Annotated in this window: 16 protein-coding genes, 1 tRNA gene, 1 pseudogene and 3 riboswitches; all 18 genes and pseudogenes read right to left on the bottom strand. The window is 43.7% G+C overall.

The features are described 5' to 3' along the window. Positions 1 to 145 precede the first annotated feature (145 nt). A riboswitch (cyclic di-GMP riboswitch) is annotated at positions 146 to 241 on the bottom strand. A 135-nt stretch (positions 242 to 376) separates the two neighbouring features. The 18 genes and pseudogenes from motB to CZ434_RS19115 all read right to left on the bottom strand — a co-directional run bounded on the left by motB (position 377) and on the right by CZ434_RS19115 (position 16,252). Then, positions 377 to 1,153: a flagellar motor protein MotB gene (gene motB / locus CZ434_RS19200; RefSeq protein WP_077624595.1), complete on the bottom strand. Its 777-nt coding sequence runs from the start codon at positions 1,151 to 1,153 to the stop codon at positions 377 to 379. Next, on the bottom strand, positions 1,143 to 1,943 hold the full coding sequence (motA, locus tag CZ434_RS19195; RefSeq protein WP_077624593.1) for a flagellar motor stator protein MotA: 801 nt from the start codon (positions 1,941 to 1,943) through the stop codon (positions 1,143 to 1,145). Before motA (CZ434_RS19195) ends, motB begins: the two co-directional genes overlap by 11 nt. A 372-nt stretch (positions 1,944 to 2,315) precedes the next feature. After that, a pseudogene (locus CZ434_RS19190) lies at positions 2,316 to 2,522 on the bottom strand (flagellar motor protein MotB); the annotation flags it as partial. Continuing rightward, positions 2,512 to 3,312, bottom strand: a complete 801-nt coding sequence (gene motA, locus CZ434_RS19185) for a flagellar motor stator protein MotA (RefSeq protein ID WP_077624593.1) — start codon at positions 3,310 to 3,312, stop codon at positions 2,512 to 2,514. The pseudogene CZ434_RS19190 and the gene motA (CZ434_RS19185), both read right to left, overlap by 11 nt. A 953-nt stretch (positions 3,313 to 4,265) precedes the next feature. Beyond that, positions 4,266 to 4,359, bottom strand: a riboswitch (cyclic di-GMP riboswitch). A 121-nt stretch (positions 4,360 to 4,480) separates the two neighbouring features. Then, a tRNA-Ser gene (locus tag CZ434_RS19180) sits at positions 4,481 to 4,573 on the bottom strand. Between the two features lie 194 nt (positions 4,574 to 4,767). Next, positions 4,768 to 5,787, bottom strand: a complete 1,020-nt coding sequence (locus CZ434_RS19175; protein ID WP_077624592.1) for a thiazole biosynthesis adenylyltransferase ThiF — start codon at positions 5,785 to 5,787, stop codon at positions 4,768 to 4,770. Next, entirely contained in the window at positions 5,784 to 6,551 is a 768-nt protein-coding gene (locus CZ434_RS19170) for a thiazole synthase (protein WP_077624591.1), read from the bottom strand. The genes CZ434_RS19175 and CZ434_RS19170 overlap by 4 nt, the downstream gene beginning before the upstream one ends. 1 nt (position 6,552) lies before the next feature. Then, positions 6,553 to 6,756, bottom strand: coding sequence for a sulfur carrier protein ThiS (gene thiS / locus CZ434_RS19165; RefSeq protein ID WP_077624590.1), 204 nt, complete (start codon positions 6,754 to 6,756; stop codon positions 6,553 to 6,555). A gap of 15 nt (positions 6,757 to 6,771) precedes the next feature. Continuing rightward, positions 6,772 to 7,890, bottom strand: coding sequence for a glycine oxidase ThiO (gene thiO / locus CZ434_RS19160; protein WP_077624589.1), 1,119 nt, complete (start codon positions 7,888 to 7,890; stop codon positions 6,772 to 6,774). Between the two features lie 13 nt (positions 7,891 to 7,903). Beyond that, positions 7,904 to 8,512, bottom strand: a complete 609-nt coding sequence (locus CZ434_RS19155; RefSeq protein WP_077625266.1) for a thiamine phosphate synthase — start codon at positions 8,510 to 8,512, stop codon at positions 7,904 to 7,906. A 16-nt stretch (positions 8,513 to 8,528) separates the two neighbouring features. Next, positions 8,529 to 9,335, bottom strand: coding sequence for an energy-coupling factor transporter transmembrane component T family protein (locus CZ434_RS19150; RefSeq protein WP_077624588.1), 807 nt, complete (start codon positions 9,333 to 9,335; stop codon positions 8,529 to 8,531). Positions 9,336 to 9,349: 14 nt separating this feature from the next. Next, positions 9,350 to 10,810: an ABC transporter ATP-binding protein gene (locus CZ434_RS19145; RefSeq protein ID WP_077624587.1), complete on the bottom strand. Its 1,461-nt coding sequence runs from the start codon at positions 10,808 to 10,810 to the stop codon at positions 9,350 to 9,352. A 15-nt stretch (positions 10,811 to 10,825) separates the two neighbouring features. Then, a complete protein-coding gene (locus CZ434_RS19140; protein ID WP_077624586.1) occupies positions 10,826 to 11,404 on the bottom strand; it encodes an ECF transporter S component in 579 nt (192 codons plus the stop codon). Positions 11,405 to 11,518: 114 nt separating this feature from the next. Continuing rightward, a riboswitch (TPP riboswitch) is annotated at positions 11,519 to 11,625 on the bottom strand. Between the two features lie 78 nt (positions 11,626 to 11,703). Further along, positions 11,704 to 12,102, bottom strand: coding sequence for a VOC family protein (locus tag CZ434_RS19135; RefSeq protein ID WP_077624585.1), 399 nt, complete (start codon positions 12,100 to 12,102; stop codon positions 11,704 to 11,706). A 28-nt stretch (positions 12,103 to 12,130) separates the two neighbouring features. Then, a complete protein-coding gene (locus CZ434_RS19130) occupies positions 12,131 to 13,183 on the bottom strand; it encodes an aldose epimerase family protein (protein WP_077624584.1) in 1,053 nt (350 codons plus the stop codon). Positions 13,184 to 13,378: 195 nt separating this feature from the next. Continuing rightward, on the bottom strand, positions 13,379 to 14,101 hold the full coding sequence (locus CZ434_RS19125) for a LutC/YkgG family protein (protein ID WP_077624583.1): 723 nt from the start codon (positions 14,099 to 14,101) through the stop codon (positions 13,379 to 13,381). Further along, positions 14,082 to 15,527, bottom strand: coding sequence for a LutB/LldF family L-lactate oxidation iron-sulfur protein (locus CZ434_RS19120; protein ID WP_077624582.1), 1,446 nt, complete (start codon positions 15,525 to 15,527; stop codon positions 14,082 to 14,084). Before CZ434_RS19120 ends, CZ434_RS19125 begins: the two co-directional genes overlap by 20 nt. Continuing rightward, the gene (locus CZ434_RS19115; protein ID WP_077624581.1) at positions 15,527 to 16,252 is read right to left on the bottom strand and encodes a (Fe-S)-binding protein; all 726 of its coding nucleotides are present in this window, start codon (positions 16,250 to 16,252) and stop codon (positions 15,527 to 15,529) included. The genes CZ434_RS19120 and CZ434_RS19115 overlap by 1 nt, the downstream gene beginning before the upstream one ends. Between the last annotated feature and the right edge of the window lie 83 nt (positions 16,253 to 16,335).

Below are 16,335 nucleotides of genomic sequence, written 5' to 3'. Positions count from 1 at the left end.
CTTCTCCCTTTTTTAAAATACGCCACAGATGAAAGACTGGCAGCTTGTTTCTTATAACGTAAACTCGATTTAAAAAGGGTAAAAAAACAGCTATCCACTAAGAAGAAGGGATAGCCAATAAGTTTAAGTTACCTCATAAACCTAGTTTGGTAGTCAGGCGATCATCATCCTGCTAATAGAACAGAACTTTAGACCCGTAACTTTGCGTCCTAACCTTTCGGATAGTTTGCCTTTTCATCCAATTTTATGTAATTCTGCAACCAAATAAGACTTTATACCTATTATTATAACTAATTTTATCGTAAAAAATACCTATTAACAACTAGATTCTACATAATTCTACAAATTTACACATAATTAGCAAATATATGTAAATCTAATTATTTTTATCATCAACTTCGATTTCATAGTTGGGAAGGATGAGTACCTCTACCCTTCTATTTTTGGCCCTGTTCTCTACACTATCATTTGGAGCGATCGGTTGATGTTCACCAAACCCTTTGGCGCTGAAACGTTGGGCCTCCAGTTTTTCGTTATCTAATAACAACCTCATAAAATTCACCGCCCGCATAACACTCAAATCCCAGTTGGAAGCAAATTCCCTGTTATGGATAGGGACATTATCGGTATGTCCGCTAACAACAATCTGGTGAGGTGGATCGGTATAAAGAAATTCAGATATTTCCTTTGCGATTTCCTTTCCGTCCCCTTTTACCGCAGCACTTCCAGGATCAAAAAAAACGTCGTCTTTAATTGACACCAAGAGACCTTCATCTGTCAGCTTTGTGCCAAGTTTTTCCGGAAGATCATTTCCTTCAATGTACTGATCGATATCCTGCTTAAGCTGATCAAGTTGGTGGAGTTCTTCCTCACTCTTATCCTCTGTTTCAGTTTCAGTATTACTTTCCTCTTCAGCTGTTTTCTTTTCTGCAACCTCGACAATGCTGTTACTGTGTTCGAGAACTCCCTCTCCATTACCCAGTTCATTATTGAATACTGTGGCCAGTTCCTGGTACTTTTCTGAATCCACTTCACTCATTGCAAATAAAACAATAAATAAAGCAAGAAGAAGCGTTAATATATCGGCATAAGGAATCAACCAGGATTCGTCTACATGTTCTTCATCCTCGCTTTTTCTTCTTTTACGCATCATCTTCCCCCGCTTGCTGCTTGTTCTCATTTAATTTTACTTGTTCAGAAGGGGACAAATAGGAACTCAGCTTGTCTTTGACAATCATAGGTGATTCACCGTTGGTAACTGACAGAATTCCTTCGATCATAATTTGTTTCACTTGAACTTCATTCTTGGATTTCTCTTTCAGTTTATTGGCAAATGGATGCCATAACACATATCCTGAGAATATCCCAAACATGGTTGCAATAAAAGCAGCCGAAATGGAAGCACCCAATGCATCGGTATCTTCCATGTGGCCCAAAGCGGCGACTAATCCGATCACAGCTCCCAAAACCCCTAATGTAGGTGCATATGTCCCTGCCTGTGTAAATACTCTTGCCCCTTTTTGATGCCTTTGTTCCATCGCTTCAATTTTCTCCTGCAGAACATCTCTGATGTAATCAGAGTCCTGGCCATCTATCGACAGTTCTATCCCGGATTTCAAAAAAGTATCCTCAATGTCATCCAAATGCGCTTCAAGTGACAGGATACCTTCTTTTCGCACGACATCAGCCCATTCAGTAAAACGTTCAATCACTTCATGGGTTTGATCGGTTTCCTCCTCTTTAAACAAAATCCGGAACAAAGCCGGAATTTTCTTTATTGTTTTCATCGGAAAGGCAATCAAGACAGCTGCAGCGGTTCCCAGAAATATGATCAAAATGGCTGCAGGGTTTATGAGGGCTGCTATGCTCACCCCTTTCATGACCATACCGACGCCAATTGCCACGAACCCTAGCAAAAGTCCAATTATTGTTGATTTATCCATTCACTAACACCTCAATTTCTAGTTGCTTTCAAACACAAATCTGTCGACGAATTTACCGCTTTTCTATAAAAGAATTGGTGGATGTTCCTTTTGAATTCGTTCTCCTATGTTTTTTATATCGGTAGAAAAATGAAAAATTATAGCCTATTTTGTAAAATTTATGTTTATTTTGACAGAAATGAGGGTAAGATTTTAAATTTACGGCCCTTTGGCATACTCTGCTGAAGGTCCAAGAAACCGCCAAAGGCCAGTGAATTTTTATGCTCTATAGTTGAGGGAAACTGCGAACTAGTGACAATTCATTTTTATGTGGCTTCTTCTTTTTCTAATTTTAGTTGAATGCTAACCCGGTGCTGCANCCTCGACAATGCTGTTACTGTGTTCGAGAACTCCCTCTCCATTACCCAGTTCATTATTGAATACTGTGGCCAGTTCCTGGTACTTTTCTGAATCCACTTCACTCATTGCAAATAAAACAATAAATAAAGCAAGAAGAAGCGTTAATATATCGGCATAAGGAATCAACCAGGATTCGTCTACATGTTCTTCATCCTCGCTTTTTCTTCTTTTACGCATCATCTTCCCCCGCTTGCTGCTTGTTCTCATTTAATTTTACTTGTTCAGAAGGGGACAAATAGGAACTCAGCTTGTCTTTGACAATCATAGGTGATTCACCGTTGGTAACTGACAGAATTCCTTCGATCATAATTTGTTTCACTTGAACTTCATTCTTGGATTTCTCTTTCAGTTTATTGGCAAATGGATGCCATAACACATATCCTGAGAATATCCCAAACATGGTTGCAATAAAAGCAGCCGAAATGGAAGCACCCAATGCATCGGTATCTTCCATGTGGCCCAAAGCGGCGACTAATCCGATCACAGCTCCCAAAACCCCTAATGTAGGTGCATATGTCCCTGCCTGTGTAAATACTCTTGCCCCTTTTTGATGCCTTTGTTCCATCGCTTCAATTTTCTCCTGCAGAACATCTCTGATGTAATCAGAGTCCTGGCCATCTATCGACAGTTCTATCCCGGATTTCAAAAAAGTATCCTCAATGTCATCCAAATGCGCTTCAAGTGACAGGATACCTTCTTTTCGCACGACATCAGCCCATTCAGTAAAACGTTCAATCACTTCATGGGTTTGATCGGTTTCCTCCTCTTTAAACAAAATCCGGAACAAAGCCGGAATTTTCTTTATTGTTTTCATCGGAAAGGCAATCAAGACAGCTGCAGCGGTTCCCAGAAATATGATCAAAATGGCTGCAGGGTTTATGAGGGCTGCTATGCTCACCCCTTTCATGACCATACCGACGCCAATTGCCACGAACCCTAGCAAAAGTCCAATTATTGTTGATTTATCCATTCACTAACACCTCAATTTCTAGTTGCTTTCAAACACAAATCTGTCGACGAATTTACCGCTTTTCTATAAAAGAATTGGTGGATGTTCCTTTTGAATTCGTTCTCCTATGTTTTTTATATCGGTAGAAAAATGAAAAATTATAGCCTATTTTGTAAAATTTATGTTTATTTTGACAGAAATGAGGGTAAGATTTTAAATTTACGGCCCTTTGGCATACTCTGCTGAAGGTCCAAGAAACCGCCAAAGGCCAGTGAATTTTTATGCTCTATAGTTGAGGGAAACTGCGAACTAGTGACAATTCATTTTTATGTGGCTTCTTCTTTTTCTAATTTTAGTTGAATGCTAACCCGGTGCTGCAGAAAAATACTCCCTTTCCGGGGGCAGCACCTCAGCCTCCTCTTGAGCAAAAAGCGCTCACTGCGGGGTCTTCGGAAGCTGCTCTTCCCCCAGGACTTTGAAAAGACATCCATGCATTTACACCGCACGCAGAAAATCGAACTTTATTTTCAAGGAGTGTCGCATTTTTCCTCCGCTTTGGATAGAATTCTGATTAAGTGAGAATTGGCCATAAAATATGTCTAAAATGGAATATTCCCAGTCAAATTTCAAAGAACTTCTACCAATGTAGGCAGAACACGCAGACTCCTGCAGGAATAGCGAAAGGTCTTCGATGGGACGAGTAATCGCAGTCCTACGAGTCCGAAGACCCCGCAAGAAGCGTTCTTTGCTGATGAGGAGGCTGAGGCCGTGCCCGCGGAAAGCGAAGTGTTCTGCCGTAGCGGTTGTATAGCACTCGACTTATTCAGGATGGGAGAAAACCATATGCCAGTTATGTCGTAGTTTATCTATAATGTGCAAAGGTTGTGGAATTTCATGTCAGTAAGGAGATGGGGATTTGTGGGAATAAAAAAAAGCTATACCAGTAGGTTTGGTATAGCCAAGTGATTCTCATGGATGGCAGTCAGGCGATCCTGGCTCTGGAGGCTTCCAGGCGTTAGACCCTTGACTTTGCGTCCTATTCTTTCAAATAGTTTGCCTTTTCATACATGTATAATTTCTATTTTCAACGTTTTGTAGATTTTGTAATCGAACAATATAATACTATCGGATTAAATCGTAATTGACAACAGTTTTTTTCAAATACCTGTTAAGTATAAAGTTTAATAGATGGCGGAGAAGGTGGGATTCGAACCCACGCGGCGGTAACCCGCCCTAATGCATTTCGAGTGCATCCCCTTCAGCCGGACTTGGGTACTTCTCCCAAAGCAAATCTATTGATTACCCATTAAGTATGGTAGTACATTTCGCAAAAATTTTCAACATACAAAAAACGGGCAGTAACTTGCACCGCCCGTCAACTTTACAATTTTCCCCGAAAGAGGTTTATCCCTGATATCACACTTCGAGAACTGCCACTGTAATTCCGGCTTTTACAGTAAAACTGCTATCCACTGTTCACCCTAAGTACCGGTGATAGAGAGATTTTGCTTCAGCTATATCTTTTGTTCCATGGATCAGCACTCTCCCGTCCCGGAAGACAACCAGTCTATGCGGTTCATGTTTATAAGATAAAAGATAAGGATTAAGCGAAACTTCCCCACCCTGACTGGAAAGTAGTCCTGCTAACTGTTCCAGATCCCTGTCCATCCGCTTCGGGGGACGGATTTGCACGGTGTCTCTTCCACAAAGGACAGCAGACTTCGTTTGATTCATATAACTAAGATTAGGATAAGTGCGTTCGGTACCGCATGATAAGCAGTTATCCTTTTTCAATTTATCTACTTTAATTACCGCCTGCTGGTTTTTCCAAAGATCAAAAGAGACAAGCTTGGTACGGACTGCATCCATATCTTCCACAAGAATCTTCAAAGCTTCGGAGACCTGATAAGCGACAACCATCTGTACTGCCGGACTGATGATTCCCACAGTGTCACAAGTCAATCCTCCGATTGGTACTGTTTTTAACAAACATTGCAAGCAAGGCGTCTTGCCAGGAATGATGGTATAACTTATTCCATAACTTCCGACACACGCTCCATAAATCCAGGGAACTTCATGTTTTTGTGAAATATCGTTAATAATCATCCTGATATCGAAATTATCCGTTGCATCCAGGATAAGATCCACATTGGAAACGAGGGCTTCCATCTCTTCTATCCCTACATCCATTACAAGAGATTCTATCTCTACTTCTGAATTGATTTGTTGCAGCCTTTGTTTTGCGGCCACCGCTTTGGGAAGTCTTTCATCTGCGTCTTGCTCGCTGTACAGTTGCTGGCGCTGCAGGTTGCTCCATTCTACATAATCACGGTCGACAATCGTCAGCCTGCCGACTCCAGCCCTGCACAACCCTTCCGCACTTCCGGTGCCGAGTGCTCCGGCTCCTACAATCAAGACATGCTTTTTGCTTATTTTCTCCTGCCCCACGACACCAACCGGGCTAAAAAGCTGTTGTCGTGAATAACGATCGTTCACCCGATACTCATTCCTTCCGTCGGACTACTCGCTGTCGCGTAGCGTTTTTTTGGAATACGGCCAGCTTTATATCCGAGTCTCCCTGACATAATAGCAAGCTTCATTGCTTCGGCCATCTTGACTGGGTCTTTCGCTGCAGAGACAGCAGTGTTAAGTAAAACACCATCTGCGCCCATTTCCATTGCTATCGTAGCATCAGAAGGGGTACCAATTCCAGCATCAACAATTACCGGCACCTCAGATTGTTCGATGATAAAACTCAGATTCAACGGATTGACAATTCCCTGGCCAGAACCAATCGGGGAGGCACCCGGCATGATCGCATGGCATCCCAGTTCTTCCAGCCGCTTTGCAAGCAAAACGTCATCCGATGTGTATGGTAGAACAATAAAGCCTTCTTTCAACAGCTCTTCAGAGGCTTTCAATGTTTCCACAGGGTCCGGGAGCAATGTTTTTTGGTCGCCGATCACTTCTACTTTGACCATATCGCAGAGGCCGGAAGCTTTGGCCAGTTTGGCCGTTCGAACTGCTTCTTCTGCCGTTTTCGCACCAGCCGTATTTGGCAGCAGTGTATATTTTTCCACATCAAGTTTTTCTAAAAAGTTAGGCTGGCTTTCCTCGAAAATGTTCATTCTTCGAACAGAAAACGTCAAAATCTCCGTTTCTGAAACATCTACTGCCTGCTTCTGTGTTTCAAAATCCGGGTACTTGCCGGTCCCCAGCAAAAGTCTCGATGAAAATTCATATGGTCCTATATTCAACATATCAACCGCCTCCTACAAAATGTACTAATTCCATTTTATCTCCACCCGAAATATGGTTTTCCCGATGGGTTTCTTTTTCCAATATCGTTCCATTCAACTCCACGATGACCACCTTCTGATCGACGTTATAATGCTCCAAGAGTTGACTGACATTTTCAATCGCGTCCGGCACTGTAACTTTGTCTCCGTTAATAATTAATTCCATGTCTGCCTCCATTCTTTAAACTAATGTCGGATTCCTTCTGTTCAACCGAAACGGTCCGAGGTTTATATTTAAGTCCTTTCGCTCTATCAAATCAGCCATCACAATCCCGGTTATCGGGGAAAGTAAAATCCCGTTTCGATAATGTCCGGCTGCCACGAAAAGACCTTTGCAGTTCGGATGCTCCCCGAGATATGGAAGCCCATCCTCTGTTTGCGGCCGGATTCCTGTCCAGGCCATCTCCCACTCAGCCTTCTTAATCGCCGGAAGCAGCTTCTCGGCTTTTTCCATCAATGAAGAGATTCCCCCGACAGTTATTTGTTGGTTAAACGTGCGGGGATGTACGGTGGCACCAACGACCAGCCGTCCTCCTTTTTTAGGTACGAGGTAACACCCATGCGAAAAGATGGTGGCAGTAAGTAGAGGGCGCGGAGAGATAACCGAAAAACATTCTCCTTTAACCGGATAGGTTTCAATGGACAGCTTTGCCTGTTCCAGCAGTTTGCCGCTCCAAGCTCCCGCCGCAACCACTACATTTTCACTCAAATACTTCCCTTCACTAGTCACCACTCCATCAACAGATTCTCTACCTAATAAAAACGATTGGACATCGGCAAACTCTTTCACTTCGACTCCATGGGCAACGGCTGCTTTCCAAAGACCTTCTGTAAGTTGGGGAGCGGAAACCTGTCCGTCTTTTTCTAAATACATGGCACCTAATACAGACTCAGAAAGCATGGGTTCCAAAACCCGCAGATTTTCTCCAGTAAGCCATTCGACATCTGCACCTGCCTTCTTTTGAAAATCCATAACTCGTGTGTATTCCTCCACCTCTTCCTCGGACCTTGCTACCTTGTACATTCCTTTGTTGACCAGTTCGATATCGATTCCAGTATCTTCCTTTATCTCATCTGCAAGTGGAAGAAACAGCTCCCTGCTCTTTCTCGCAAGCTGGAAGAGCGGGCCATCTTCTTCCAATTCTGCCTGTGCCCCCAGCATACCGGCTGCAGCTCTGGATGCCTTACTACCGATCCGGTCCTTTTCCAAAACCAGCACCTTCTGTCCCCTTTTCGCCAACCGGTAAGCAATGGAACAACCGATCACACCACCGCCGACAATAATTGTGTCATACCGCATACGTGCCCTCCTTTTATACAACTTTATTCAAATACTGCCCATAGCTCTGTACAGCTGCGACCGGGTCGGCTGCTTCAAGCACACCAGACATAACTGCCACCCCCTCCACGCCTGTTTCAAGGGTCTCCTTCATGTTTTCCGGTTTAACACCACCTATGGCTATAACAGGTGTTTCAACTGCCGATACTGCTCTTTCAAGCTGGCACAGCCCCTTTGGCGGTAAACCCGGCTTACTGCCGGTTGAAAACACATGTCCGAACAGCAAATAATCTACCCCTTGTCCCTGCGCAAAAAGTGCCTCATCCACCGAATGGACGGAAGCCCCGGCACAAAGGGACGGAAACCGCCGCTTCATCACTGCTGCCGGAAGGGATTGGTGTCCGAGGTGAACCCCGCTTACCTTCGTTGCCAGTGCTATATCAGCTCTGTCATTTATAATTATCTTGGATGAAGGCACTCCCTGATCCGTCAATCGGTTGACTATGTAATAGATTTCTCTTGAAGTTCTCTCCTTTTCCCGAACATGGATTGCATCAATATACGGATGAATGGCACCAAGTATCCGGGACAATTCACCGGCTGATTGTCTTCCCGTTGTAACGATGTGCAGTTTTTTGTCCATAAAAACATCCCCTCTTTTATTGACTGCCATAGCGGACATCACCGACAGGTAAATATGGAAAATTAGCAGTCATTGCATATGACAAGAGAATCAACACTAGAAAATAACAAACAAACCATATATCGTACTTGGAAAAGCCGATTTGATAGTAGAAGGTCCGCTTTTCCCCCGCTGTGAAACGTTTTGCTTCCATTGCGACTGCAATCCTGTGAGCTCTGCGAATACTCTGGGCGAGCAACGGTATTGCATAGGCTTTAAGCTTTTTATAAAAACCGGCCAAACCTTTTTCATTCTCTATCCCTCTGATTTTCAATGCGTATCGAAGTGTCTGCAGCTCACCGATTATAATGGGAACCAACCGGACTGCTGCCATAAAACTGTAAGCATATTTTGGTCTTAGCTTCAATTGCTGCATCAGCGAATAAAACAAGTAAACCGGTCTTGTTGTCAAAGCGAAAATAACGCCAAGCACAGCGAATACGAGCCCCCTGAAGCCTAAATGAATCCCTCTGAAAAAACTTTCCTCGCTAATATGGACAAGCCCCCATTGAAGCCACGTTGTTTCCCCTTTTCCGAAGAACACCATCGAAGTCGACGAAGTGATAAAAATAAGGAGAAACGGAATCCCGATCAATACCAACCGTTTCCCTGGGTGGCCTGTGAAAAACAAATATAAAAGGATTGTCCCCATGAAAAAGTTGATCAAATAGTTGATGTCATGGATGAATAAAATACCAACGAACAACAGGACAACAAGGAAAAATTTCAAGCTTGGATTGATTTTGTGAAGCCAAGTCTCTTGGTAACTAAGATTTAATTGCATTGTATCCTCCCCGATCAAACGGATCCCGCTGCTCGTCCATGGAAAAACTCAACAGTAGAAACATCTTTTGCCAACATTCCATTTTCAATTTCCCACACCCTTGTCGCAAAGTTTTTGACAATGTTCCGGTCATGGGTGACCATCATGATAGTCGTTCCTCTTCGCTGTAGTTCCTCTAATTGCTCCAGGATGGTAAACGTGTTTGCTGCATCCTGCCCGAAAGTGGGTTCATCCAACAGGAGGACCGGCTGCTCCTTAACTACTGCGGAAGCCACGCTAAGCCTGCGTTTCTGTCCCATGGAAAGCTGGTATGGATGATTGTCCCGCTCTGCAGTTAAACGATAACGATCAAGCAGTTCACCTACTTTATGGTCGATTGCTTCTCGGGACCAGTTTTCTCTTTCTAAGCTGTAAGCTACTTCACCCGCAGCTGAATTTGTCACGAACTGCAATTCGGGATTTTGGAATACAAATGAGATGTACTTTGCTATATCGGAAGTTTTCTTGTATTCCTTCTCAAATAAATAATAGTATCCCTTTGTTTTAACTAGTTTCATCAGGGCATGCAGCAGGGTGCTTTTTCCCGCTCCATTTTCTCCAATGATGGTAATCCACTCTCCCGGGAATACATCGGCCTTCTGTATCTTGATTGTTTCGGTACCACCTCTGTAACCGGTGAATCCCGATAAAGATATGAGAGGCTTTGCTTCTGCTAAAGAGGTTATAACGTTTTTCGGCTTGGTTTCCAGGTAGTCCTCCCAAACGGACGGATACCAAATACCTTGCTCCCTCAAGACTTGCTTATTGGCTTCAAACACACTGTTCGCAGAACCGTCTGCCCGGATTTCACCTTTTTCGTCCAAGAGTATTACCCTGTCAACGAATTCAATGATCTGGTCTATTTTGTGCTCCACAATAATACATGTCTTGTCATTCGCAATACCTTTTATGGTCTCCCAGACTTCTTTCGTGCCGGCAGGATCAAGCATAGCTGTCGGTTCGTCCAGAAAAAGGGTATCTGCCTCAAGTGCCAGTACAGAAGCTATTGCGAGCCGTTGTTTCATACCTCCGGATAATGTTTGGATACTTGTATGAAGATTGTCAAAACTCAAACCTACTTGCTCTAAATAATGTGACATGTAATTTCGCATTTCCGATGAAGGAACCCGGAGATTTTCCAGTACGAATGCCAGCTCTTCATCGACATAGGGCATGCAAAACTGACTATCCGGATCCTGGAACAAGTAGCCCCATGACAGCGGAATTTTAAGACCGTCTGCTTTCATCGGAACTTCGACAGAAGCAGGTATCAACCCAGTCATCACTTGCAACAATGTCGATTTTCCCGAGCCTGATGGTCCGATGATCAGCACTTTTTCTCCCTGTTCTATTGATAAGGTGAAATCTTTCATCAAAAGGGAATCTGTCCCCGGGTATTTCAGTCGCAAATTTTCTACTCCAGCTACAACGGTCATAGCATCACCTTGTTTCTAGTCCAAAGCATGGTAATCTTCCTTTGAAAGCGGACGTACCAGGTTGGTTACACCGGTCTTTTCCAAGGCTGTGACAATCAAATGAGCAAATAATCCAGCGATTAGAATCGCTCCCAGAATCCTTGCTCCAACCATCAAACCCAAATTCCAAAGTGCCAAGTCACCGATATAACCGTAATAATAATCAATACCGATAGAAGCTACAGCCGAGGCTACAGCTGCAAAGGATACAACCAAAACAGTAAACCGTTTATAGCCGAATGCTGCAAAAATCAACTCGGCAGCCAAGCCTTGCCCCAAACCAAAAATCAGTGTTGCTACACCCCACTCTCCCCCAAAAATAAACTCACCGTGGGCGGCAGCGACTTCTGCCAGTATGGCAACGCCCGGCTTCCGGATAATCAAGAAAGCCACAGTTGCAGCGATGAACCACATCCCATAAATCAATTGTTCGATATGTAGACCAAAGGTAGAAACCACACCGTATAAAGGCCCCCACAGTTTGTAGATCAGTCCAAAAATCAGGGCAATGATAATGGTTACCAAAATATCCGACAACTTCAGTCCTTTTTGCATAACTTTTCCTCCTTTTTATTTGAATGAGAAGGAACCACTATGGCAACAAAAAAACCACTTTCTTTACCGACGTAAAGAAAGTGGTTGTATTGGAAAAGGAAATATACTTACACATATTCCGCTACGCCACTTCCCTCCGCTGGTATAAACCAGATCAGGTTCCAAGGGTCTTAAAGTTATACTTTAATCTCAGCCTTTTAAAGGCACCCCTAGTGGTTCGAATTTTCATTCAATTTTCATAAACATCATAACACGATGAATGTATTTGTCAAATGCCATTTCAGAGAAGTTCGTGCAGATTACCCATTTCCTAGCGAACTCTGGTCGACGTTGAATTCAATCAGATTATGGTCTGGATCCATACAGAATATTTGGGCGAATCCACTTATGCTGTCAGGTTTCTCCAACACATCCACATTCTGCTTTTTGAGAAAGTTCAGTGTCTGATGATAATCTTTGACACGAATCGCAAAGTGACCGTCTTTCGTTTCCATTTCACCCTTTTCCCTGATTGTTTCAGAACCAGGGTAGGAGATTAAATGTAGCTGCTGGCTTCCAATTTGATACCAGGCACCAGGAAAGTCGAAACCTGGTCGGTCTATTTCTTTTAACCCGAGAATATTTCCATAAAAATCCTTAGCTCTATCAATATCTGTTACCGCCAGGCTGACATGATGAAGACTTTCGAATCCAATCAAACGAACCCCTCCTCTTTTAAGCCTTAAGTTACTTATTCACACTGAATTTGTACCTGGTTTTTGTTTGGTATTGCTCTCCTTGTTTCAGCACAATCGATGGGAAATCATCGTGGTGGACTGCATCAGGTAGTCCTTGTGTTTCCAGACATATACCTAAATGCTTTTTCGCTGTTATTCCGCCAATCTGAAACTCTCCGGTTAACTGGTTGCCCGAATATACGACAACTGATGGTGCATCTGTTTCGATTGCCAATTCTCTTGCGCTTTCGGGATCTGTTAAGACAATTTCCCTGTTATGGTTTTCTTTCAGCAGGAAGGGATGGTCATAACCATTCCCAACCTGGATATTTTGAGGGTGTGATGATGTTGTGCCGTCTTCGATTTTTCTTCCTTCCCGGAAGTCGAACGGAGTACCTTCTACATCCAACATTTCCCCTGTCGGCAGTGACTCTCTATCTAATTCGAGGAACCGGTCACTTTTCATCTGTAACTGATGATTGAGTATATCGTCTTTCAAATTTCCGGTTAAGTTAAAATAAGTATGGTTGGTAAGATTGACAATGGTATCCTGATCAGAACTGGCCGAATAGGAAATAGTCAGTTCGTTTTCATTGTTCAATAGATATTCAACTGTAACATCAAGATTTCCAGGGTAGCCTTGGTCACCGTTAGGACTCCGGTAGGAAAAAGACAAACCTATTTCTCCGTTACCGCTTCTATCGATCTCTTCAGCACTCCAAATGACTGTGTCAAAACCTTTACCGCCATGTAGATGGTTTCTCCCCTCATTTTGGGGCAATTGATAACTTACACCGTTAAGTTCAAACTTTCCTTCTTTAATTCGCCCTGCGACTCTTCCGATTATTGCGCCAAAGAAAGGGGAGTATTTCAGATAGTCATCCAAGTTATCGAAACCTAAGACGACGTTCTCCCGGTTTCCATCCGTATCACCGGCCATGATTCTACTTATGATACATCCATAATCTAAACAAGCTATTTCAAACCCATTCTCATTCCTTAAAATGTATTCATGAACAACTTCGCCATTTAATTCCCCAAATTCCTTCCGGGTTATCTCCATGTTTGCGACCCCATTTCTTGTAAGAATTACTTCTGCAGACTATCATTCTTTCCGTTATGTAGGAACTCAGAAAGCGGCATTTTGTGATTATTAACCGCTTTCATCCTTGTATTATATCAACCAATTTTTTATTAATCCAGTAAACTAACATTCTCCCCTTCGGTTATTCCAAAAGTGCGTTACCCCATGGGAAAACTACCTGTCTTCGACAACGATATAGGTTGCTTTGATCGGGCCGTGGACCCCTACCACCAAATTCATCTCAATATCGGCACTATTACTTGGACCAGTTATAAAATTCACACAAGAGGCCACTTGTTCCCCACTTTCGATTCTTTGATGTATTTCTCGAGTAGCCTGGGACATACGCGGCACCATGGTGCTTTTCGGTATGATAGCAATGTATGTTGCAGGAAGCAAACTCACAGATCTTCCCTTCCCTTTGTCACTGAAAAGGACGACCGTTCCAGACTCAGCCAGCGTGACATCGCTGAAAGTTATTCCTACATCTGCCTGTTCCGCCAAATGAATACTCTCTGAACCATTAGCGGCGTCCCATTTGTGGACGTCAATATGATGTGCGTCCTTCCAATTTTCAAAAGGGCTATTTAGCCCAAAACTTTCAAAACGAGGATCATCCCATGTAATTACTGATTTACCATTAAAGTCTTGAATGACTTTTAATAAGGTATCACTCAAATCAGTCTGGTTGGTGCGGACCAAATCCGTATGAATCAACGTACATTGTCTTTCCAGTACATCCACGAGCTGGTCTTCCGTATGATCAGCAAGCACCTTCCATTGCACTTGCTGATTCCATCTAGGCCGTACGACATCAGCGACTTTCCGTTCACGACCAAGATTGTCGGCTATATTGTTCAAAAATGCTTCCCTGTTTTTAATGTTTCCTTTCGCCATGTCTCTGGTCCCCTTTCTCCCTTTTCCTGAACCAATCTCTGAACCGTTCTTTTTGCGGGACAGGCAGATCACGAATATCCGTCCATGGTTTCAAAGGACCCGGCCCTTTCGGAATCGCTCCGTCTTTTACAAATGGAGTAACGAGAACCGGCGCCATTTTAGTCGCCATATTAAAAAGGGCAGATGATCCTGCCAATTTATTAAATCCCTGCATAGCAAGCCTTTCCGCAAGATCTGCCTTCTTCTCTTCCTGGACGATATGTCGCCGGTGTTCGATCAAATGCTCATGGAGCGGTATTTTGACAGGGCAAACGTCCGTGCATGCTCCGCATAAGGACGAAGCATAAGGGAGTTCTTTATAATCATCATACCCTCCAAGCAGCGGGGTCAGCACTGCACCGATCGGTCCCGGATAAATGGAACCATAAGCATGACCTCCGACATGGCGGTAGACAGGACATACATTGATACAAGCCGCACATCGAATGCAGTGGAGTGCTTCTTGAAATTCAGTGCCTAGGATTTTGGAACGGCCATTGTCCACGATAACTAAATGAAATTCTTCCGGACCATCTGCTTCTTCTATATCTTTCGGTCCAGTCAGAGCCGTGACATAACTGGTCAGCTTCTGTCCGACAGCCGCTCTCGTCAACAGGCTTACAAGAACATCCAGCTCCTCCCATGTCGGGACAATCCGCTCCATGCCCATGACGGTTATTTGCGTTTTTGGCAAGGTCGAAACCATGCGTGCATTCCCTTCGTTGGTAACCAGTGCGAACGAACCCGATTCAGCTATTGCGAAGTTGCAGCCGGTGATCCCGACATCAGCTGCCAAAAACTCTTTCCGTAATTGCTCTCTGGCAAACAGTGTCAATTCTTCCGGTTTCTCGGTATTGGTGTAGCCTAACTTTTCTTTGAACACATCCCTGATCTGCTCTTTATTTTTGTGCAATGCCGGAGCCACGATGTGGGAAGGCGGATCATGATCATCAATTTGCAAAATGTATTCGCCCAAATCTGTTTCTACCACTTCACAACCTTTTTCCTCCAAAATATCGTTCAGGGCAATTTCTTCGGTAACCATGGATTTGGACTTTGCTATTTTCCGGGCCTGCTTCTTTTCGATTACTTCGCTGACATAGTTGTTCGCATCTTCTGCCGTTTCGGCAAAGTAGACATGCCCGCCTCTTTCTGCAACTTTATCGCTCAATTGCTGCAAGTAGTAATCAAGATTTTCCACGGTGTGGTTTCGTATTTCCTGTCCAAGGCTGCGCCAGTCTTCCCAGTCTCCCAGCTCTTCGGCAGCGACAGAACGGTTTGTCTGCAGTCTTCCTTGCGCAGATCTGACCGCACCTCTCATAAAGCCGTCTCCAAGACCTTTTTCCACCCGGTTTGTAAATTTCTTATCCCCGATATGCATCGGCATCAGCGCTCACCCCTGCTGTTTAAGATTTCCGCTATGTGCATCACTTTTATCGGCTTCTTCTGGCGGTTTAGCCTGCCTCCAATATTCATGAGACACCCACCATCAGCACCGATAAGCACTTCTGCATCGGTTTCTTCAACATGCTCCACTTTTTCATCGACCATCTGCTCTGAAATGGCAGGCATCTTCACGGAAAATGTCCCTCCGAAACCGCAGCAGTCATGTCTATTAGGCAAATCTATCATCTCGAGGCCATCTACCTTGCTTAATAGTTTCAAAGGGGCCTCTGTCACACCTAACAGCCGTGTCATGTGGCAGGATGTGTGGTAGGTCGCTTTCGCGTGAAACTCAGAACCTGTATCTTCTATTTTCAATACATCTGTGATGAATTGAGTCAATTCGTATGTTTTTTCTTTTAGTTCCCTTGCTTTCTCCTGCCATTCCGGTTCATCCTTCAATAAAGATTCATATTCATGGAACATATAGGCGCAGGAACCGGATGGACTTACGACATATTCGGAATGGGCGAAGGTTTTGATCATATTTTTCGCAGCTGCTTTTGTCTTGTCATGATAGCCACTATTGTAAGCAGGCTGGCCGCAGCAGGTTTGTGTTTCCGGAAAATCAACCTCGCACCCGAAACGTTCCAGCAGTTCTACTGCCGCTTTCCCCGCATTTACATAAAACACATCCCCGAGACATGTGATAAATAAGGATACTTTCATTTTCTCCCCTCCCGCTCTTCATGTTAACGCATTCAAAAAGTCTTATCAGATTTGCTCTTCCAACTACCTTCACCTGGTTACAC

It is taken from the genome of Sediminibacillus massiliensis (assembly GCF_900156915.1).
Taxonomy (GTDB): Bacteria; Bacillota; Bacilli; order Bacillales; family Amphibacillaceae; genus Sediminibacillus_A; species Sediminibacillus_A massiliensis.
Note: the sequence above shows the minus strand (reverse complement) of the source record. Positions and strands in the feature narration are given on the sequence as shown.

Excerpts from the sequence above, each read along its gene's own strand:
- motB (WP_077624595.1), bottom strand. The coding sequence starts at position 1,153 with ATGATGCGTAAAAGAAGAAAAAGCGAGGATGAAGAACATGTAGACGAA.
- motA (WP_077624593.1), bottom strand. The coding sequence starts at position 1,943 with ATGGATAAATCAACAATAATTGGACTTTTGCTAGGGTTCGTGGCAATT.
- motA (WP_077624593.1), bottom strand. The coding sequence starts at position 3,312 with ATGGATAAATCAACAATAATTGGACTTTTGCTAGGGTTCGTGGCAATT.
- CZ434_RS19170 (WP_077624591.1), bottom strand. The coding sequence starts at position 6,551 with ATGTTGAATATAGGACCATATGAATTTTCATCGAGACTTTTGCTGGGG.
- thiS (WP_077624590.1), bottom strand. The coding sequence starts at position 6,756 with ATGGAATTAATTATTAACGGAGACAAAGTTACAGTGCCGGACGCGATT.
- thiO (WP_077624589.1), bottom strand. The coding sequence starts at position 7,890 with ATGCGGTATGACACAATTATTGTCGGCGGTGGTGTGATCGGTTGTTCC.
- CZ434_RS19155 (WP_077625266.1), bottom strand. The coding sequence starts at position 8,512 with ATGGACAAAAAACTGCACATCGTTACAACGGGAAGACAATCAGCCGGT.
- CZ434_RS19150 (WP_077624588.1), bottom strand. The coding sequence starts at position 9,335 with ATGCAATTAAATCTTAGTTACCAAGAGACTTGGCTTCACAAAATCAAT.
- CZ434_RS19145 (WP_077624587.1), bottom strand. The coding sequence starts at position 10,810 with ATGACCGTTGTAGCTGGAGTAGAAAATTTGCGACTGAAATACCCGGGG.
- CZ434_RS19140 (WP_077624586.1), bottom strand. The coding sequence starts at position 11,404 with ATGCAAAAAGGACTGAAGTTGTCGGATATTTTGGTAACCATTATCATT.
- CZ434_RS19130 (WP_077624584.1), bottom strand. The coding sequence starts at position 13,183 with ATGGAGATAACCCGGAAGGAATTTGGGGAATTAAATGGCGAAGTTGTT.
- CZ434_RS19125 (WP_077624583.1), bottom strand. The coding sequence starts at position 14,101 with ATGGCGAAAGGAAACATTAAAAACAGGGAAGCATTTTTGAACAATATA.
- CZ434_RS19120 (WP_077624582.1), bottom strand. The coding sequence starts at position 15,527 with ATGCCGATGCATATCGGGGATAAGAAATTTACAAACCGGGTGGAAAAA.
- CZ434_RS19115 (WP_077624581.1), bottom strand. The coding sequence starts at position 16,252 with ATGAAAGTATCCTTATTTATCACATGTCTCGGGGATGTGTTTTATGTA.